At 43.8% G+C, this 19,024-nt stretch carries 17 protein-coding genes, 1 tRNA gene and 1 other RNA gene; 14 read left to right on the top strand and 5 right to left on the bottom strand.

All coding sequences use genetic code 11. From position 1 onward, the window contains the following. Positions 1-113 precede the first annotated feature (113 nt). The 3 genes from ffs (at position 114) to MBUR_RS07780 (ending at position 901) form a co-directional block, all read left to right on the top strand. Positions 114-428, top strand: an RNA gene (gene ffs, locus MBUR_RS07790) — signal recognition particle sRNA. A 78-nt stretch (positions 429-506) separates the two neighbouring features. Continuing rightward, a tRNA-Ser gene (locus tag MBUR_RS07785) sits at positions 507-591 on the top strand. A 67-nt stretch (positions 592-658) separates the two neighbouring features. After that, positions 659-901: a hypothetical protein gene (locus tag MBUR_RS07780; RefSeq protein WP_011499562.1), complete on the top strand. Its 243-nt coding sequence runs from the start codon at positions 659-661 to the stop codon at positions 899-901. A gap of 4 nt (positions 902-905) precedes the next feature. Here the strand turns inward: MBUR_RS07780 and MBUR_RS13505 are convergent, their stop codons facing one another. Both MBUR_RS13505 and MBUR_RS07775 read right to left on the bottom strand, forming a co-directional pair. Next, entirely contained in the window at positions 906-1,226 is a 321-nt protein-coding gene (locus tag MBUR_RS13505) for a ribonuclease P protein component 4 (RefSeq protein WP_232221883.1), read from the bottom strand. Positions 1,227-1,261: 35 nt separating this feature from the next. Beyond that, positions 1,262-1,918, bottom strand: coding sequence for an MBL fold metallo-hydrolase (locus MBUR_RS07775; protein ID WP_011499560.1), 657 nt, complete (start codon positions 1,916-1,918; stop codon positions 1,262-1,264). A gap of 256 nt (positions 1,919-2,174) precedes the next feature. Here MBUR_RS07775 and MBUR_RS07770 point away from each other — a divergent pair, with 256 nt between their 5' ends. Next, a complete protein-coding gene (locus MBUR_RS07770) occupies positions 2,175-2,570 on the top strand; it encodes a DUF1699 family protein (RefSeq protein ID WP_011499559.1) in 396 nt (131 codons plus the stop codon). A gap of 239 nt (positions 2,571-2,809) precedes the next feature. On the opposite strand, the gene MBUR_RS07765 is transcribed toward MBUR_RS07770, so the two are convergent. Further along, entirely contained in the window at positions 2,810-3,079 is a 270-nt protein-coding gene (locus tag MBUR_RS07765; protein WP_011499558.1) for a hypothetical protein, read from the bottom strand. Between the two features lie 11 nt (positions 3,080-3,090). Between MBUR_RS07765 and MBUR_RS07760 the strand changes: the two genes are divergently transcribed. Both MBUR_RS07760 and MBUR_RS07755 read left to right on the top strand, forming a co-directional pair. Next, positions 3,091-3,591 carry a hypothetical protein gene (locus MBUR_RS07760; RefSeq protein ID WP_011499557.1) on the top strand — a complete coding sequence of 167 codons (501 nt, stop codon included), beginning with the start codon at positions 3,091-3,093 and terminating at the stop codon, positions 3,589-3,591. A 20-nt stretch (positions 3,592-3,611) separates the two neighbouring features. After that, on the top strand, positions 3,612-4,997 hold the full coding sequence (locus MBUR_RS07755; protein WP_011499556.1) for a DHHA1 domain-containing protein: 1,386 nt from the start codon (positions 3,612-3,614) through the stop codon (positions 4,995-4,997). A gap of 3 nt (positions 4,998-5,000) precedes the next feature. On the opposite strand, the gene MBUR_RS07750 is transcribed toward MBUR_RS07755, so the two are convergent. Continuing rightward, positions 5,001-5,759: a DUF128 domain-containing protein gene (locus tag MBUR_RS07750; protein WP_011499555.1), complete on the bottom strand. Its 759-nt coding sequence runs from the start codon at positions 5,757-5,759 to the stop codon at positions 5,001-5,003. Positions 5,760-5,845: 86 nt separating this feature from the next. Continuing rightward, positions 5,846-6,577, bottom strand: coding sequence for a glucose-6-phosphate isomerase family protein (locus MBUR_RS07745; RefSeq protein WP_011499554.1), 732 nt, complete (start codon positions 6,575-6,577; stop codon positions 5,846-5,848). Between the two features lie 184 nt (positions 6,578-6,761). Here MBUR_RS07745 and MBUR_RS07740 point away from each other — a divergent pair, with 184 nt between their 5' ends. The 8 genes from MBUR_RS07740 (at position 6,762) to aglJ (ending at position 18,920) form a co-directional block, all read left to right on the top strand. Further along, complete coding sequence (locus MBUR_RS07740; RefSeq protein WP_011499553.1) at positions 6,762-8,219, top strand: metallophosphoesterase family protein; 1,458 nt, start codon at positions 6,762-6,764, stop codon at positions 8,217-8,219. Then, entirely contained in the window at positions 8,216-10,882 is a 2,667-nt protein-coding gene (locus MBUR_RS07735) for an AAA family ATPase (RefSeq protein ID WP_011499552.1), read from the top strand. Before MBUR_RS07740 ends, MBUR_RS07735 begins: the two co-directional genes overlap by 4 nt. Positions 10,883-10,988: 106 nt before the next feature. Continuing rightward, the gene (locus tag MBUR_RS07730) at positions 10,989-11,765 is read left to right on the top strand and encodes a hypothetical protein (RefSeq protein ID WP_011499551.1); all 777 of its coding nucleotides are present in this window, start codon (positions 10,989-10,991) and stop codon (positions 11,763-11,765) included. 19 nt (positions 11,766-11,784) lie between these two features. Then, positions 11,785-15,309 (top strand): chromosome segregation protein SMC, encoded by a 3,525-nt coding sequence (smc, locus tag MBUR_RS07725; RefSeq protein ID WP_011499550.1) that lies wholly within the window; start codon positions 11,785-11,787, stop codon positions 15,307-15,309. Then, a complete protein-coding gene (locus MBUR_RS07720) occupies positions 15,306-16,163 on the top strand; it encodes a segregation and condensation protein A (RefSeq protein ID WP_011499549.1) in 858 nt (285 codons plus the stop codon). The genes smc and MBUR_RS07720 overlap by 4 nt, the downstream gene beginning before the upstream one ends. Beyond that, positions 16,164-17,267, top strand: a complete 1,104-nt coding sequence (scpB, locus tag MBUR_RS07715; RefSeq protein ID WP_011499548.1) for an SMC-Scp complex subunit ScpB — start codon at positions 16,164-16,166, stop codon at positions 17,265-17,267. 174 nt (positions 17,268-17,441) lie between these two features. Beyond that, positions 17,442-17,993 (top strand): TATA-box-binding protein, encoded by a 552-nt coding sequence (locus MBUR_RS07710; RefSeq protein ID WP_048063593.1) that lies wholly within the window; start codon positions 17,442-17,444, stop codon positions 17,991-17,993. Further along, on the top strand, positions 17,994-18,920 hold the full coding sequence (aglJ, locus tag MBUR_RS07705) for an S-layer glycoprotein N-glycosyltransferase AglJ (RefSeq protein WP_011499546.1): 927 nt from the start codon (positions 17,994-17,996) through the stop codon (positions 18,918-18,920). The last annotated feature ends 104 nt before the right edge of the window (positions 18,921-19,024 follow it).

The raw sequence follows: 19,024 nt of genomic DNA, 5'->3' as shown, positions 1-19,024 counted from the left end.
TCTCACCATATACAGTTTACTACTACATCATATAATTATATTCGTACAGTTGCTCCTGCGTTGTTGCGATCATGATAGGAATACTTTTATTAACTGTAAAGCATATCTATGCGTGGCGGGCTAGTCTGGGTAGGCCGGCGTTACCTATAACCCGAAATCGTCGATATGCGGGAGACGAAGCCAAAAGAAGTTGTTTTGATCATATCTAAACCTGTGATCTCAACTGAGAAGCCCCGTCCTGCTTGGATGATGTTGGTAGAAGAACTAATTGGAGAATTGGTTTTCCTATCTTTACAGTGGGAACCAGTCGAGGCCCGGAAGGGAGCAGACCTACCATTGACATTTGTCGCTTGTAGGGCTGCGGGGTGGAGGAGAGGTTGCAGATCATTTGGATTTGTGACAAGCGGCAACTCGCGGTATGCCCGCCACTTTGCACTTCAAATGAAAAGCATTATATAATGCGATTGCCTTTATGGAATCGCATTGGTGTAACAATAACTCTTAATGACGAGATAGCCAAGCCCGGTATGGCGCAGGATTGCTAATCCTGTGGTGCCCGGCACCTCGGGGGTTCGAATCCCCCTCTCGTCGTCCTTTTATCTAATTTATTACGATGTTTTTTTAATTGTGATCGAACAAGTAACTGGTAGGCTGAGAGATGGTCGATGGTAAATTAATAATCCCTGTGCTCAATGAAGTGCCTGTGATGAAAAAAGGAAGTAGCAAGTCAGATGGCTGTGGTGGCTGTTCAGGTGGCACTTGTGGTGCATTTGGAATACGTGCAGGTTCTGAAAAGAATGAAGTGCTCAGGAACATCCTCATATTCGCAATAATGGGAATTGGGATGCTCGTTGGGGTATTCTTTATTGTAAAACTGCTGAACCTGATCTTAGGCAATTGACTACTTATTCTTTTAAATGGTACGGTATCCTCATTTCCCGACCACATTTAAGGCATGTTATTGTCATGTATCTTCCATGAAGTCTCACTCTTGAGCTACTTCCGGGAACAAGGTATGAGCTACATCCTCTACACATTTTACGTTTCAGGGGGGATGGGAATCGTATTCGGTATTTCATCCCGATACGCCTTGCCAGATGGACATACCTGTCGCTTCTTCCGGGGTTGGAACTGTATTCCTCGGCCGCCAGTTTGAACAGGCGTTCTATCCTTTCGCTTGCCACATCTTTTATAATATTTTTTTGCTTCTTTTTCATTCGGGACATGTACATATTACCTATTGTGTATACACATAATCATTTTAAAGAATTATGACTTCTACATTAGGATCCTTTGCATTGATAAGCGCTTTGAACTTCTCTGGGTCTGCATCAGTACCATCAACAAGGCCATAATGCATAGGAATTGCAATCTTTGGCCCTATGGAAACTGTCGCATCAGCTGCTTCTTCTTCGCTCATTGTAAAATCGGCACTTATGGGTAGAAGGGCCACATCTGCATGTATCTCAGCCATTTCGGGGATCAAGTCTGAATCTCCGGCATGGTATATCTTTATGCCTTCCAGTTCGACTATATAGCCTACACCTTCTCCGCGCGGATGGTTTGGCTTATTAAGATTGTATGAAGGCACGACCTCTATATTCACTCCTTTTATCGCCAGATCTCCTTTGAGCTTATCTCCCTCAATGATTCTGCGTGCATCGCCTTTGAACTGTAATGACATATTTTCCGGGATCAAGGTAGTTGTCATGCTTCCGCGTATCTTCCGTATGGAATCCGGGTTGCAATGGTCGAAATGTTCGTGTGTCAAAAGTATGATGTCAGCTTCATCTTCAGGGCTGATCTCATCTGGGATCTGATATGGGTCAATGTATATCACTTTTTTCTGCCCGCGAAATATGAATCCGGCATGTCCTAGCCATTCTATTGATACATTACCAATTGTTGTGGTTCTCATGGTCTGGTCTCCTGAAATGTTCAGTTAAATATGCATCCTCTGAGCTTATGGTGGCATTAATGGTACAATATATCTTAAAACTGCCGAACTCGTGAAAGTATGAATCTTATTCCAATAGTATAATTTTTTACAAACCCCACTGATAATATTTATATAGAAGGGGTTGTGTATATACAAATAGGCGTATTGTGTATGTAAATTTTTACTTAATAATCAAAATATTAACGGCACAATCGAAAAAAGGAAGGGTGAAATTATGAAGATTAGAGTCGTAAGTTCAAAAGAAGAAATTAAAACATTAAGCGAAAACGAAGAGATCGTACACCTTGCATTCAGACCATCAAACACAGATATCTTTTCACTTGTAGTTAAATGTCCAAGTGTCAAAGCACTTCACATTCCAAGCTCATACAAGAAGACAATATCCAAGTCTGCAAAGATGTATCTTGAAATGCAGGGCATCAACCTTCTCGAAGGCGATGTATGGGGTCACAGAAAGGATATCAACGAATATTCTGAAGTATCTCAGGGTGTCTATGATCGAATAAAAGAGTACCGTGACAGTGGTATCTCCGAAGAAGAGATCAATGAGAAGATGGTCAGAGAAACCAGGCTCAGCCCGGATTTTATTGAATTTCTGATGAAGCAGTAATTTACTGCACTTGAAAAACGAAACCCCCAAGAAGAAGGTCGGTATTTATACCGACCTCTCCCCACACTTTTTACATTTATTATTTTTACTGATCATTCATCAGATATTTGAACTACCAGTTCATGTGACCTCAACCGGTGGCAAGTGCCTGTTTTATATCTTAAATAAAACCTGGTCCTATTCAATAGTTGAGATGGCCACTATTGAAACAACTGCGTGATCAGCTATTTTGAAATGTCTTACTCTATACTTGTCAATTTAATGCCTGCAAGGGATACTGTCAGTACGAACAGTGCCAAGGCCCCTAAGAATCCATAACCCTGTGGTTCCATATCAGTTGCGTGGACCATAATAAGAAGCACTACGAATACAACTACCGAACCAATAGCCAGTAAGATTTCCATTGTTTTTTTGTTCATTGTACCTACATTATAAGCTTGATACATCAATGTAACGCCGGTGGAAGAAGGAATATAAGAGAAGCCAACATTATCTGATACAAAATTCATATGGTAAACACATGACAGAATTCGAAAGGGAACTTGTACTATCTTTCAATGCTTTTTTTGAAGCTACTGATGTAAGAGGGATCGCACATAGGCTCAAACAGCACCGATTCACGCCGCAGTTCCTGGATGTTTTGGTGGATTCCCTTAACCCTGATTACTATCTGGGTATAGAATGCAAGAGCATCTCTGTAGAAAAAGGTGCAAATGCACTTTATTTTACCCAGCATTTCACGGTTGACAAAAAGGGTGCTCATCAGATAGACCGCATATCTGACTTTCTGAGGAGGTCGGGACGCACAGGATACCTTGCAGTCGAATTAAGGATGGGTGTCGGAAAGTCCAGAAAAGCACATATAGTTCCCTGGGATGAACTGAGGGATCGATACCATGATGATACATCGTTGAAATACACTGTTAAAGAGATACAAACCTATCCTGAAATGGAAAGGAAAAAAGGACATTATCTTATCGAGCCTGCGAAATGGAGAGGCGGAGTAAGAATTCTTGAGTAATGATACAAGGTGGTTTATAAATGTTGGAACGAATTCAGGAGATCAGGTCAAAAGCTAGGGAATGTTCATCCATTATTAAAGCGCAGGTTTCTGTATATGTGGTCTCGCATATCGATGCGGACGGTTTAACATCTGCAGGGATAATCTGTAAAGCACTGGAGCGGGAAGGGATCGAACATTCCATCCATTTTGTAAAACAGCTCGATGAGGTGGAGATCGAATCAATAGCGAACCTGAATCCGGAACTTGTCATTTTTACTGACCTTGGAAGCGGAATGATCGATTCTCTCAATTCTCACGGGATAAATGCAGTTATTGCTGATCACCATCAGCCAAGGGGAGAACTGGATTACCATTTGAATCCTCATCTTTATGGCTTCAATGGCTCATACGAGCTTAGCGGTTCTGGAATGACCTATATTCTGGCAAATGCTCTCGGTGACAATAAAGATCTTGCAGACCTCGCTATCGTGGGCGCAGTAGGGGACCTTCAGCATCTTAAAAAAGGCCATCTTACCGGTCTAAATCGATATATTCTCGAAGAGGGTGCCCAGGCAGGGGTTCTTAGTTTTGAAAAGGACATCATGCTTTTTGGAAAACAGACCCGCCCGGTCTTCAAACTGCTCCAGTATGCGTCAGACCCATATCTGCCCGGACTTACCGGTAATGAAGATGCCTGTATAGGATTCCTTCATGACCTTGGGATGCAGTTCGGCGGAGATGAGCGGTGGAGGCGCTGGATCGACATTGAGCAGATGGATAAACAGAAGATCGTATCAGCTCTTGTCCAGTACTGCCTTCGTGCAGGGCTTCCTCCATATAAGATCGAGCGTCTGATCGGGGAAGTGTATCTGCTCACCAATGAAAAAGAAGGCACTGAGATGAGGGATGCTTCCGAATATTCCACCTTGCTGAATGCAACCGCACGATATGGTCATGCTGATATCGGACTGGCAGTGTGTATGGGTGACAGAGGGGAAGCATACGAATCTGCAAAGAAGCTTCTGAGCGAGCACAGGCAGAACCTTGTAAATGGACTTATGTTCGTCAAAAAGCAAGGTGTGACCCAGCTCGACAATCTTCAGTATTTTGACGCGGGTTCGAGCATACTTGAGACCATCGTGGGCATTATTGCAGGTATGAGCACATCTGTTATAGGTAATCGGAATCTGCCCATAATCGCATTTGCAGATGCAAAGGATGGTGTGAAAGTGTCGGCGCGCGGTACGCAGGACCTGATCCGCCGGGGGCTCAATCTCTCTGAAGCCATGTCAATGACCGCTGCAGAATTTGATGGTGCAGGAGGCGGGCATGACATTGCAGCCGGAGCTACGATACCTGAAAGTGCAAAAGAAGAGTTTATAATGAAACTTGATGCCGTTATTGGCAAGCAACTAAAAAAATAAGGTTCAGATAAGGTCCTCGATGTGCTTCATACTGTCAATGCCAATAAGCGCTGACATTGCACTGGTGCTGATCTCAAAACCTTGTTCCTTTGCCATTGCCATGGGGTTGGTTCCACCAATAACAACAACGCCCAAATGGTCACGTTCGACAGGAACATCCAGAACGCGTGTATTTGGTTCTCCTACCTCCATTATTCCGCTAAGGCCGGCTTCCATCAGGTCTGAAAGGATATGGTCGATATCATCCCTTGCCACTAGAGGAGCTTCCCTGAGATTTGCAAGGATCTTGCCGGAGCCTGTTCTCAGCATCTTTGTGACCGATGTTATGTCCTGTGACATGAGAACTTCGAGAGGGTCAATGGTGGTACTGGCGTAAGTGACCACATCAGTAAAACGAACCGGTTGCCCGTTCTTTATCTGTACCACTCCTCCAAAGCGAGGATTTATCATAACGCCGCCCTTCAAAAGAACTCCATCAATGGTTATACTGCAAACAGTAGCAATTCCAACATCTCCTTGTGCGATCTTCAGATCGCCGATGGTCTCTCCGCTTTTTATTATTTTCAAGAAAGGGCTGACCGATAATCCGCTTCTGATGACGAGGTTATATACTTCCAGAACGGCTTCGAGATCTTTTTCCTTTACAAGGGACTGGTTCACTATCAGTTCACCAGTCATATTTACCGGATCAAAAGTGGTCCTGTACATAAGGTCTTCAATGCGGGAGGAAGTGAATTGTACGCGATTGGGTTGTTTGATCATAGGTAGCTCTCGTTTCTCTAAAATAGGGAAATTACTGTATTAGAGTTTTGTGTCTGGGCTACAGTGAAAAAAAAGAAGTTGTATTATCAGACATTGATAATACTTTCAAACAAACCTGCAAAATTTTGTGGACTTTTAAGGAATTCAAGTTTTTCAGTATCATTCACAAGGTCGTACATGTCCCTGCCACAGAAAAGGCCAAATTCAGGAATATCTGTCGGAGTTATGTACCTTATTTCCGGAAGGTTCTCATAACGGTGGTTCTTCATGAATCCGGACTCTAAAAGATAATAAGCCCCTCCTTCCATATCTCTGAAAGGTGCATAACTGGAAGAAAAATCACAGCAGACCCAGTTTGCCATCTTAAGGATCTCATCGGAAGCGTTTACTGTCACATGCCCGTAATCAGGGGGGATAAGTGCAATGTCGCCTTTTTTTGCTTTGATGACGACCGTATCCACAACGTCATCTCCCACATGTTTTTGCAGAATGTATGTCGCTTCGCCTTCAAGCACCTGATATACTTCAGGGTATGATATCTCCTGTCCCGGTACATTTGGATGATAATGGCCGGCTGTCTTGATGAACTCACTTCCGAACATAGCCGGAGGAATTACTGTGATGTCATAACGAAGATGGGACTTGTTAATTATTTTCAAGTCTTCCTCAGACAATGAAAGATGCCTGAACATATAGTATAGTTCCATATCATCCACAGACCTGAACCATTCGTGGTCATAAACGACCTCTTTCATATCATGTAACATTCGTATGTTGGGCTGTCTTTCCACTCCCCCGAATTCAATTGTATATCCCATTATATCACCTTTTCAAGTAAAGCTGCAGCCAGCCAAAAGTTGTTCAAAGGCTACATTCCCCGCTTTCTACTGTCTCAATATGTGTGTACTACATTTTAAATTTAACTCTTGATAAATAATAATCAAAAGGGCGCAATGGCACCAAAACAGCAACCTTAAGATACAAAAGAGCATACAATGAGGCATGGAGAGGGAGATCAGAATACTGCATACTGGTGACACTCATATTGGTTATCGTCAATATCACAGTGAGGTACGCAGGCAGGATTTCATCGATGCCTTTTCCAGTGTGATCGATGATGCCATTGATATGAAAGTGGATGTTGTTGTCCATGCAGGCGATCTTTTCGATTCAAGGAACCCTACACTGGAGGATATTCTTGATACTATCAAGGTCCTTTTAAAATTAAAACAACAGAAAATTCCTTTTCTCTCCATCGTAGGTAATCACGAAAGCAAACAGCACACCCAATGGCTGGACCTTTTCGAGAGCATGGACATTGCATCAAGACTTGGTACTAAGCCATTTCTGATAGATGGTGTTGCTATTTACGGTATCGATAATGTTCCACGATCTAAGATACCTCTTTATGATTATTCCGATTTCACTGCTGAGAATTGCGGGAAATGGAACCTTCTCGTCATGCATCAGCTAATGGCACCGTTCCCATTTGGGGAATGGGATTGTGAGGATGTGATAAGTTCCCTCCCATTTGATCTTCATGCCATACTTCTGGGTGATTACCACAAGCATGAAAAAACAAAGGTAGGCAGTACCTGGGCTACCTATTGCGGAAGTACTGAACGCAATAGTGCATCAGAGAGTGATCCACGAACCTATAATATCATTACTATAAACGATGATGGTCTCGATATCAGTCGGCGTAATATAGTCACAAGGGACTTCCTTTTCATTCCTGTGGAGCTCAGGGGAAAAGACGCCGCTTACGAACTTATCATTAATACCATCAAAGGTTACGATGTTGCCGGGAAGGTCGTCTTCCTGGATATCTCCGGCAATTCCGATGTATCCATTTCTTATAATGAGATAGAGGGCCTCCTTGCAAAACAGGAAGCTCTTGTGACGCGCATACGGGATATGCGGCATAGCGAGGGAGTCTCTGAAGATATGGATGTAGAAGTCTCTTTTTCGGATCCTGACGAAGCTGTCAAAAGGGAAATAAAGAATATGACGCTTACCAGTGGCGGTATCCTCATCGATGAGGTGGTAAGGGACAGCTCAGTTCCGAAAACAAAGGTAGATCTTGAAACAGAGTCTAAAATAGGTGTTTTGCTGTCCACGATCGATTTTTCAGTTCCTGTTTTGAATATTGGTCTTCGGGATAGTTCTCAGGTAGTGGGTGGGTACGAAAAGGCAGAACTTGATGTGGAAAATGAAAATAACCATGGCGAAACAATAGCTGAAACGGCTGAAAAGTACGTCCCTGATAATATTTCCGAACAGGTTTCGGAAGTTAAAGATTCCAATATGATCACAGCAAGCACGACTGAACGTGTTTCTAATGACGAAACGTCGAAAGAATCTGATGATGAAATCCTTCAAGACACTGAAAAGAAGCCTGTGGATAAGGGGGATGTGCATGCAAAAGCACGTCAGTACAATCTGGGGGATTATCTGTGAAGCTTAAAAGAGTACGTGTTGAGAATATCAGGAGTTACATTGACCTTGATATCAGCTTCGATGATGGGGTTACTGTTGTATCCGGTGTGAACGGCAGTGGTAAATCCAGTTTACTGGAAGCCTGTTTTACAGGGCTTTTCGGAAGTCGTGCTCTTTCAAAGGATTTTGTAATTTCGGATATTATTCGAAAAGGGGCTACAAAAGCATCAATTGTTGTGGATTTTGAGAATCAGGGAAATTATTACAGTATCGAGCAGGGGTATAAGGTCGATGCAAGGTCCGGGAAGGCATCGAACAACAGGTCTGTTTTCAAGGTCAATGATGAAGTGATGGTGGACCAGGCAAATCAGACATATGAAGCTGTAAAGGCACTTCTGAAAATGGATGAGGAAGCCTACACTAACTGTGTGTACATCAGGCAGGGGGAAATTGATGTACTCATCAACGCCAAGACAAAAGACCGGCAGCGTATGATCGATGGTCTTCTTCAGATAGGCAAACTCGAAGAATACAGGGAGCGTGCAAGCAGTGCAAGGGTCGGGGTTGGAAGACACCAGAGGGAAGCCGATTCACGTCTTAAGGATAATATTGCTGACATTGAGGTGCTTGAAGATTCAAAACCGTATCAGTTACTCAACGGCCTCAGGACCGAAGTTACTGGGATTGAAAAAGCAATTCTGGACCTCGGGTCAAAAAAAGAACGGGCTAAAGAGCTGATCGAATCTATCGGTGATCGTATCGGGAAGTATTCTGAGATTTTGGAACAGAAAAAAAAGGCAGATTCTGAGATCAAGGATTTTAAGACCAATATATCAAAGGAGCATGCCAACATCGAGAGTTCCAGGGATCAGGTGAACTCAGGGAACAATGATATTTTGGCCCTTCATAGTTCCAATGTCTCCCTTTTTGGAGTGGTTGAGGTCGCAGATGGTTCCGATATCGAGGGATGTGTTACTGATCTTGAAAAGCAGGAAGTTTCTGCGCGGGATGGGTTTAGTGGTGTTGTCAAAAAAAGAGAGCTCGCGTTGAACAATGAGGCAGCACAAAACAATTTCCTCCTGAATCTGAACAAACAACTAAATAATTCGGTTGGTAGCATACGAATCCGGAATGAGAAGGTCGTATTTGCCAAAAACGATCTCAAAAAGTATCTGGAAGATGTCGAACAGATCGGATCGTTCATTCAAAATAAGTACGGTGATGCAAAAGAACTTGGATTTGTGGAAGATAAGCTGGATCAAATTGATGATATTTCCGGTTTCGTGAATGAAAAACAAACGAAGCTCCATGGTAAGGAAAAAGAGATCTCCGCTACAGTTGTGGAACTTGAGAAAAAGATACAGAAGAGCAAAGATCTTCTTAGCAAGGGTCTTTGTCCTACCTGCGGGCAGGACCTTCAGGGTTCAAAAGTATGCGAAGAGAACGCTGGGGATGAAGATCGGAAAACTGAGCTTATCAATGAACTGGAGTTGATAAGGGCAGACCAGGACAAAATTAAGGTGAAAGTGGAACTTATCCGGAATGTACGTGATATCATTAAAGCTATAGCTGAGGCTGAAAAGCTGTTATTGCTTAAGAAGAACGAGATCACTTCCATTGAGAAGGGCATAGAGGAGCATCTAAGTTCCATCAAGGAAGAAAATGATAAGGTAATAGATATTGAAAAACAGATCGATGAATGCAAGCGTTCGATAGGTGAGCTGAAAAGTGGGATGGAGTCTCTTAAAAGTGAGGAGACCGCTGCACAAGAATTTCATGGGAAGTTATTGCATAAACTGGAGGTGGCAAGGCAGATACGCTCCAATATTCTGAAGGCCCGGAATATACAAAATAACATCAACCGTCTTCAGGACGGGGTGAAAAACGGACTGGAAAAGATAGAACTGTTCGAGTCACAGATAAATGAACGTAAGCAACGCATCCTTAAACTTGATGAGGCATTGGGGGGCGTTGATCTGAAGGAGCTCCAGGCAGATATGTCTCAGTATGAACGTGCATATAATGGGATCGTTTCTGAGATGGGAATGCGGGATATGCGTAAGGGTGAGCTCCACAAAGAGATTGGACGGATCGAAGGGAATATCCAGAGACTGAACGAGCTTAAGATAAAGCAGAAGATGTTGGTGAACAAGAAGGATTTCCTTGCAGCAGTATATGGGGATGCAGAGGAACTTGAAACGATGTATCTACGTCTTCGTGTGGAGCTTCGTGCAAAGAACATTGATGCTCTTGACAGGTTACTTAACGAGATCTTCTCTTTTATGTACACCAACAATGCCTATTCTCATATCAGCCTTGATCCTGAATACAATCTGACGATATACGAGAAGGATGGCACGCCTCTTGAACCCAAGTTGTTGAGTGGGGGGGAACGGGCAATATTCAATCTGGTCCTTCGGTGTGCCATATACCGTTTGCTGGCACACGCGCCGGGAAGCACGGGTAGTGCAGAGCTGCCGCCACTGATCTTTGATGAGCCTACTGTTTTCCTTGACCGGGGTCATGTCCATCAGTTGATCAAACTTATCGATATGATGAGGGGCATTGGGGTTGGTCAGATATTGATAGTGTCCCACGATGAGTCATTGATCGATTCAGCAGACCATGTTTTTGTCGTTGAGAAAGATCCTATCACAAATAGCTCTTCAATATCCGGTAAATGACATTATTCGAAAAAACGCAACCATAAGATATATTATAGTTTTTAGCCTATTGAAGAGCAGGATAATGGTTTGATCATAAGGGGATGAACGGTTTGCGAGGGATCTAATGAGCGCCGAGGACAGAGACTTTGTAATAGAGAGGCTTGAGCGGAAGCTATTTGAAAAAGAAGGTGAGATGGAAGTTATGAGTACTACTCTTCGTGATTCTATCATGAGGGAGCTTCGTAATGATCTCAAGAATGACCTGGATATCAATAATCGGCTCAACAAGATCGAGCAGGACGTAAAGGAGCTTTCAAGCAATATAAGTGGAATGATGGATGAACTTCTCGACCAGAAATCCCAGTTGAGGTCTCTGGGGAAGGATTCTCCAAGATCGGACATAGGATTTGCAAAGTCTGTCACTGATATGGCCTTTGATGCACCGGCACAAAAACCTGTTGAAGTGGTCCCTGAAACCAAAGCACGTCTTACTGACTCTCTTTTTAGTCGTAGGTCAGTTCCAAATACTGTGGTCGGGGGATCAACTTCTGATCAAAAGATTCAGGAAGCAAGATCACCTGTGTCACAGACCTCTTCAGGTTCGAATTGGGGCAACCTTATTAATTCTGGCGAAGTCAATATGAATATCCGTGAAATAAAGGCAGAAGAGCCAGTGCAAGGTCAGCAGGATAATATTCCTTCTGAATACATTGTTGCAAATGATATGAGGACCCCATTTAAAAGAAGTGCTCCTCCGACCCCAAAGAACGATGACTGTGAATATATTGTCGCTGAAGAAGGGGAGCCATTGCGCAGGCGTTCTGAGACCGAACTTGAGACTGTGGAAGATCGTGATGGTGAAGATACGGTGATCACAACGACTCGCAGAAGATCTTTATAATCCATTACCGGGGAATGTTGTGTATATTAAGGAAATAGAATTTATAAATTTCAAATCTTTTGGCAAAAAAGTTAAGATACCTTTCTTTGATGATTTTACTACTATTTCCGGTCCGAACGGAAGTGGAAAGTCAAATATCATCGATGGTATCCTTTTTGTTCTTGGCCTTTCGAACTCACGAACGTTAAGGGCTGAAAAACTTACCGATCTGATATATAATGGCGACAAGGCAAAAAGGCCGGATTTTGCACAGGTTACTATTAAATTCGATAATACTGACCGCGAGATGCCGGTGGATGCGGATGAGGTTATCATTAGTCGAAAGATCAGGGAGACTGATAATGGCTATTATAGCTACTTTTATTTTAACGGCAAGGCTGTGAGCCTTACTGAGTTGCATAATTATCTTTCAAAGGCAAGAGTAACTCCGGAAGGGTATAATGTTGTCATGCAGGGGGACGTTACCCGCATCATTACAATGACTCCGAACGAGCGGCGTAAGATAATCGATGAGATCGCCGGTGTTGCTGAGTTCGATAACAAGAGGGACAGGGCACTTAATGAACTTGAGATCGTCAGGGAACGTGTTGAAAGGGCAGATATACTGATCGAAGAAGTGGAAAAACAGCTCGAGAAGCTCAAGTTGGAGCGTGATCAGGCGGTCAAGTATCAGGCACTCAAGCAGGAGAAGATGAAGTTCGAGGGTTTTGTACTTCTTTCCAAGCTCAAGGATGCAAAAGTTGAACTTGAGAATGTCGACAAGGATATTTCTTTCAAGAAAGAAGTGCAGGAAAAGCTGCAATTATCTATCGAGGAGAGGAAGGAGAAGCTTGCAGGGATCGAGAAGGAGCTCACTGAGCTCACATCTGAGATCCAGAGGATGGGTGAGGACGAGCAGATACAGGTCAAAAGGGACATAGAGGAAATAAAGGGTGAAGTGTCCCGATGTGTCAATAGTATCGAGCTTGCGGACAATGAGATAGAGGATATTGATTCCAGACGCAAGAAGGCGTTCCTTGATATCGAGGGAACAAAGAACAAGATAAATGATGTTAATTCAAAGCTGTCTGAAGAATCGCTTCGTAAGGACAGTATCCTTTCTGAGATATCTGAAAGGAAGACCGAGAGAATGATCCTGCAAAGCAGGATCTCTGATGTGGATGAGAAGTTTGCACAGACGCGTGATGAGCTTTTGGTATTCAAGTCCGAACTTGAGACCGTGAAGAACGATAAAAGTGAACTTATGCGCCAGGAAGACCGTTTGCTGGATTCGTTGAGGAGGAAGTCTGCTGAGGTAAGGGATATCGAGAACGAGATCACGGATGCCAAGGGTAAATCCGAGTCCTCTGACAGTGATACGAAGTCTGCGCAGTATGATATAGAGAAGCTTACGGAGCAGATCAATGCACATACACGCGATCTTGATGATCTTGAAAGTAACTGTTTCCAGATAAAGAGTGTTGTTACTGATCTTGATGTCACATTACGCAAACATCAGCAGGACTATGCGTTGCTTGAGGCGCGCGTGCGTGCTGCAGAGGATACCAGTAATTATTCAAAAGCTGTTGACATGATCATTGCCGAGAAGAAGCATCATGGTCTTCCCGGGATATATGGTACGATAGCAGAACTTGGAAGTGTCGATCAAAAATATGCAAATGCTCTAAGTGTTGCTGCAGGTGGGCGTATGCAGGCAGTGGTCGTTGAGACAGACGAGGATGCATCAAGAGCTATCCATTTCCTGAAACAGCAGCGTGGGGGGCGTGCGACCTTCCTTCCGCTGAACAAGATGGAATCAAGGAGGCCGTACAAGGACCTTTCTGACAGGAAGGGTGTTGTGGGCTATGCTATCGATCTTATTGATTTTGAGTATAAGTTCGAAGCTGCGTTCTGGTATGTCTTTAGGGATACGCTTATCGTGGATACGCTCGAGAACGCACGTCGTCTTATTGGCGGACTTCGTATGGTGACCCTTGAAGGAGAGGTCATTGAGAAAAGCGGGGCTATGACCGGTGGTTCAATGGGGCGAAATTCCGGTCTCTCATTTGCAGCTGCTGAGAAGGACAAATTGTTCAAGATAGCAGAACAGCTTACCGAATTCGAATCAAGGCGTAATACAGCTATCAAGAAACTGGATGCTGTCGAGGGACATATTGCTGATATCAATCGTGAGATCCACGAATTTGAAAAAGAGATCTCGAAAAAGGAAATGATCTTTGAAGAGATCGGCGGCAGGGCTGAACGTCTTACGCAGCTTATTGAAGCTAAGAACAATGAGCTTGAGCAGATCGAAGGTGAGAGGGCCAAGCTTCGTGAAGAGATGGAGCAGGTCGCTTCAAGGAAGGTGGATGTGGAAGGGCGTTCCAAAGAGCTTGAAGCTGAGATTGCTGTCCTTGATGAGAAACTGTCTGATTCTGAAGTTCCTGAGCTTAACAAACAGGCTGATCGTATCGATGAGGAATTGCGCAGGCTGGATGGGCGTATACGTGATATCGAGGCGGATATCAATGCTCTTAACCTCGATCACGAATATGCTTCTAAGAAGATCGAAGATGATCGTCAACTTATAAAGGAGATGGAAGAGAAGAAATCTACTCACCGGGTACGTGTTGCTGAGTTCAAGACCAAGATAGCCGAACTTGAACTCACTCTTGAGGACAAGCAAAAACGTGAGGAAGAACTTACCGAAGAGCTCAGGGATATGCAGCAGAAGCGTGCTCTGAAGCAGACCGAATACAATCTGGCCGAGAAGGACTTTGCTTCTGTTCGATCAAAACTCGATGATGCGGACAAGGCGATGATGGTACTGGAAGCTACTCGCAATGCTCTTGTGGACCAGACAAAGGACCTGAAGGAAGAACTTGTGAGACGAGGTATCGAAGAGGTCGAGGATGTTCCTAATTATGAGACCGTTAGCACAAGGATCGCATCCATCGAGAAGGCTATGGAACGTCTCGAACCTGTTAACATGAGAGCCATTGATGAATACGATGAGGTGGATGGAAGGGTCGTGGACCTTAAGACCAGAAGGGCCATTCTCTTTAATGAACGGGAACAGATCCTTACTCGTATCGATCAGTATGAGACGCTTAAGAAAGATGCTTTCATGGAAACTTTCCATGGTATCAACGAACCTTTTAAGGAGATCTTCCACGAACTTTCTGATGGTTCCGGGGAACTCGTACTTGATGATAATGACGAACCCTTCAATGGTGGACTGACCCTTCGGGCACAGCCAAAGGAGAAGACCCTGCAGCGTCTGGAAGCGATGTCCGGTGGGGAGAAAAGTCTTACTGCACTGGCATTTGTCTTTGCTATCCAGCAGTATCGTCCTGCACCTTTCTACGCATTCGATGAGATCGATATGTTCCTTGACGGTGCGAACGCTGACCGTGTGGCACAGCGTGTTAAAAAGGCAAAGGGTAAGGCACAGTTTATTGTCGTGTCCCTGCGTAAGCCGATGATAGAGGCGGCTGAGCGTACTATTGGTGTGGCTATGCAGGAGAACAACATCACGAGCATTACGGGTGTGAAATTACGTTGAACGATATTCCAGAGGTGCCTGAAGGGATCGATGCAAGTGTGGATAAAGCAGGCGCTGGCATCGAGGAGATCGTCAAAATATCCAGTAGTTCCATTGATCCCGAGTTTCTTGAGACCCTTCGCTCCCTCGGTGTCGATGAATCGCAGATCGAGATCTCCGATGATGTTCTCTGTGAGCCTGTGGAGATATTCGTCACCCTTGCGAAGAACGGGGATATTAATCCCTGGGATATTGATATTGTCGAAGTTACGGATAAGTTTCTCGCATATATAGAAGATCTTAAGATAATGGACCTGAGGATATCGGGAAGGACCCTTCTATATGCATCTATTCTTCTCAGGATGAAATCAACAGGTCTTGCTCAGGAAGAGGTGGAATTGGATGATGATCTTCTGGATGATGAAATGGATTTTTATGACATCGAAGAATATCCAGTGCCAAAGCTTCCTATACGCCGTACTGCGACTCGGCCGGTCACTCTTCAAGAGCTTATAACTGAGCTTAAGAAGGCAGAAAAGGTCGAGACCAGAAGGAAAGACCGCAGAATACGCCGCCGTCTTGAAGTATTTGACAGGGTCACTACAGATGATGTGCTCGGGATAGCGCATGAGGAGGATATACGCGGCAGGGTGGACACCCTTTATACTTCTCTGGAAGAGTTGTTTAGAACCAGGGATGAAGTTATGTTCTCGGACCTTGTAGACTGGTCCGGAAGCCGTTCGGAAAGATTGATGACGTATATCTCACTGCTGTTCCTTGCTTCTGAGAAAAAGGTATTGTTGGCACAGGAAGAACTTTTCGGGGAATTATTTGTGCACCCCCCATCTGTCATTGAATTATTTGAAGAGGAATAAATGAGCGAGAGAGAGATCATAGAAGCCGTACTTTTTGCGGCAGGGGAAGCTGTTGACACACAGACGCTTGCCAAGCTCATCAATAAGTCTGCAAAGAATGTCACACCTGTGATCCGGTCACTGATGGAAGAGTATTCGACACGCGAGTCCGGAATGGAAATAATTGACCTCGGTGGACGTTATGTCATGCAGGTCAAACCAAAATATACTGATGTTATAAGTCCCATCGCACCAAAGGAATTGAAAGCGCCTATACTTCGTACGCTTTCCATGGTTGCTTATCATCAACCCGTTGTCCAGTCGGAGCTCGTTGATATGAGGGGCAATTCCGTTTATGATCATATTCGGGAACTTAAGGACAGGGGCTTCATTGAAGCAGTGCCTCATGGGAGGACCAAACTTCTTCAAACGACTCCGCTATTTGCAGATTATTTCGGTCTTGATAGGAATGAACCGGAATCGATCAAGAAAAAGATCGTTGAACTTTCACGCCAGCAAAGCGGTAAGGAAGGTCTTGATAGGTGGCTGGGACGTAAGTTCATTGGTTTTACTCCGATGTACAGATCCCTTGTGGACCTTTGTGGAATAAAGGATTACAGGACGATCAATGCCTATGATCCTACTGAAGATGAACTGGACGAGCTTGCTGATGTTTATAAGCTTGTAATATCAAAAGGTTACGTAGAGAAAGTAATAAATAATTATGATGGAGAGATAATAGAGGTACGGTCTACCACTTTTGATGATCTTCTCGATGCCATAAAGTTACTTGAGAACGTGGCTGATCCGGAAAGGGTGAAAGAAAGCATCGAACTCATCACGGAAATGAGGGAGAGGTATGTGTCAAAAGCACTTGTGATCAGTAAAAAGGTTAGGCCCGCAACAGACATGATCGCACGGATCGTTAGTGATCTGCGCCTTGGTATTTCAGCAGAAGGGGTAGTTATAGCACCTGATTATGGTACATCAAGTGAAGGCATGAACGTTACTGAGGGGGCTGACATTCTGGTTCCTACTCACTCCTCTATCGAAGGCGATCTCATTGAGAGGGTATGCAAAAAATATGATGCTATCATCGATGGATTGAAGAAGCTCGAAGACTAAAATTTCATTGATATAGTTTTTAAGTAGATATATAAAGGAAAGGGTATAAGTATATATACTGCGCTTGCGAATATACCTTTCCTTATAATACTGAAGGTCAAAGAAATGTCGGAATCTAATATCAAAATAGAAAATGTGGTCGCATCAACTGAACTTGCAGAAGAGTCCAAGAACATGTCGGAATATAATATCAAAATAGAAAACGTGGTCGCATCAACTAAACTTGCTGAAGAGTTCGACCTTATAAAGATTGAAGCGGAATTCGAGGGTGCAGAATACAACAAGCAGAAATTCCCCGGGCTTGTCTATCGTGTTACTGACCCAAAGGCTGCATTCCTTGTATTCACATCCGGTAAGGTCGTATGTACCGGTGCTAAGAACGTTGCTGATGTACACATCGTAATTGGTAATATGGCAAAGAAGCTCAACGGTATCGGCATAGAGACCATTGCAGACCCTGAGATCACTGTACAGAATATTGTTGCTTCAGCTGACCTTCATGCTACCCTCAATCTCAACGCAATTGCTATAGGACTCGGTCTCGAGAATATCGAGTATGAGCCTGAGCAGTTTCCCGGACTCGTTTACAGGATAGCTGATCCAAAAGTTGTAGTACTTATTTTCAGCTCAGGCAAACTTGTGGTCACAGGCGGAAAATCACCTGCGCACTGTGATCAAGGAGTTGAAGTTGTAAGGCAGCAGCTTGACAACATGGGACTTCTGTAAATGGATATTCAGGCTTCACTGAACAAAAACGATGTTTGTATCCTCATTCCTACCCTGAATGAGGAAGTGACCATCGTACAGCTTATCAAGGATTTCCGATCGGAAGGCTTTGAGAACATTCTTGTTATAGATGGCCATAGTTCCGACAATACTCGAAAGCTTGCTGAAGAGAACGGTGCAAAGGTAATTGTTCAGGAAGGTAAGGGTAAAGGGCAGGCTGTTCAGGAAGCATTCCAGCTTATCGAAGACCCTTACATCGTCATGATTGATGGTGACGGAACTTATCTTGCAAGTGATGTTCATGCTGTGCTGCAACCCATTCTCGATGGTCATGCTGAACATACTCTTGGGAACAGGATGGCTAATTTCGAAGCCGGTGCTTTTACAAAATTGAATCTTGCAGGCAATAAGATACTTAACAAGCTTTTTGGGTTTGCATACGGTATCTGGCTGGAGGATATACTGACCGGTTATCGCGGGTTCACACACCATGTGATAAAGAACCTTTCTCTGACCGAGATGGGTTTTGAGATCGAGACCGAAATGACGGTCGAGAGTGTTAAGAACGAGATGAAGGTCAAGGTTGTTCCCATCACTTATGTGGCAAGGCATTCTTCGGCAGCTACAAAACTAAATCCGCTAAGAGATGGCTTGAAGATCGCTAAGACCATATTCAGAATGGCAAGATTGCATAATCCGATGTTCTACTTTGGAATATTAGGTACTGGTTTAACACTTTCAGGGATTGCTGTTGGTTTGTATGTGGTTAATGAGTGGATGAATGGAGTTACTCGTATCCCTATGACCATTTTGACGGCATTGTTGATCCTCACCGGAATTCAGATGTTTATTTTCGGAATGTTGAGCGATCTTATAGTTTCTCTCCACAGGGAAACAATGCGTATGCTCAGAAAAAGAGATGATTGAAACCGATTCACTTATTTTTTATGTTACTATAATATTATGGTCTATTATCCTTTGATCATGCCTCTATTGTTTTTTTGTTCTATCCATATTATGCTTTGGTAATG

Origin of the sequence: Methanococcoides burtonii DSM 6242 (assembly GCF_000013725.1) — an archaeon.
GTDB lineage: Archaea > Halobacteriota > Methanosarcinia > Methanosarcinales > Methanosarcinaceae > Methanococcoides > Methanococcoides burtonii.
Note: the sequence above shows the minus strand (reverse complement) of the source record. Positions and strands in the feature narration are given on the sequence as shown.

Excerpts from the sequence above, each read along its gene's own strand:
- scpB (WP_011499548.1), top strand. The coding sequence starts at position 16,164 with ATGAGCGAGAGAGAGATCATAGAAGCCGTACTTTTTGCGGCAGGGGAA.
- MBUR_RS07730 (WP_011499551.1), top strand. The coding sequence starts at position 10,989 with ATGAGCGCCGAGGACAGAGACTTTGTAATAGAGAGGCTTGAGCGGAAG.
- MBUR_RS07745 (WP_011499554.1), bottom strand. The coding sequence starts at position 6,577 with ATGGGATATACAATTGAATTCGGGGGAGTGGAAAGACAGCCCAACATA.
- MBUR_RS07760 (WP_011499557.1), top strand. The coding sequence starts at position 3,091 with ATGACAGAATTCGAAAGGGAACTTGTACTATCTTTCAATGCTTTTTTT.
- MBUR_RS13505 (WP_232221883.1), bottom strand. The coding sequence starts at position 1,226 with ATGTCCCGAATGAAAAAGAAGCAAAAAAATATTATAAAAGATGTGGCA.
- MBUR_RS07765 (WP_011499558.1), bottom strand. The coding sequence starts at position 3,079 with ATGAATTTTGTATCAGATAATGTTGGCTTCTCTTATATTCCTTCTTCC.
- MBUR_RS07780 (WP_011499562.1), top strand. The coding sequence starts at position 659 with ATGGTCGATGGTAAATTAATAATCCCTGTGCTCAATGAAGTGCCTGTG.
- MBUR_RS07710 (WP_048063593.1), top strand. The coding sequence starts at position 17,442 with ATGTCGGAATATAATATCAAAATAGAAAACGTGGTCGCATCAACTAAA.
- MBUR_RS07755 (WP_011499556.1), top strand. The coding sequence starts at position 3,612 with ATGTTGGAACGAATTCAGGAGATCAGGTCAAAAGCTAGGGAATGTTCA.
- MBUR_RS07750 (WP_011499555.1), bottom strand. The coding sequence starts at position 5,759 with ATGATCAAACAACCCAATCGCGTACAATTCACTTCCTCCCGCATTGAA.
- MBUR_RS07770 (WP_011499559.1), top strand. The coding sequence starts at position 2,175 with ATGAAGATTAGAGTCGTAAGTTCAAAAGAAGAAATTAAAACATTAAGC.
- MBUR_RS07740 (WP_011499553.1), top strand. The coding sequence starts at position 6,762 with ATGGAGAGGGAGATCAGAATACTGCATACTGGTGACACTCATATTGGT.
- MBUR_RS07775 (WP_011499560.1), bottom strand. The coding sequence starts at position 1,918 with ATGAGAACCACAACAATTGGTAATGTATCAATAGAATGGCTAGGACAT.
- aglJ (WP_011499546.1), top strand. The coding sequence starts at position 17,994 with ATGGATATTCAGGCTTCACTGAACAAAAACGATGTTTGTATCCTCATT.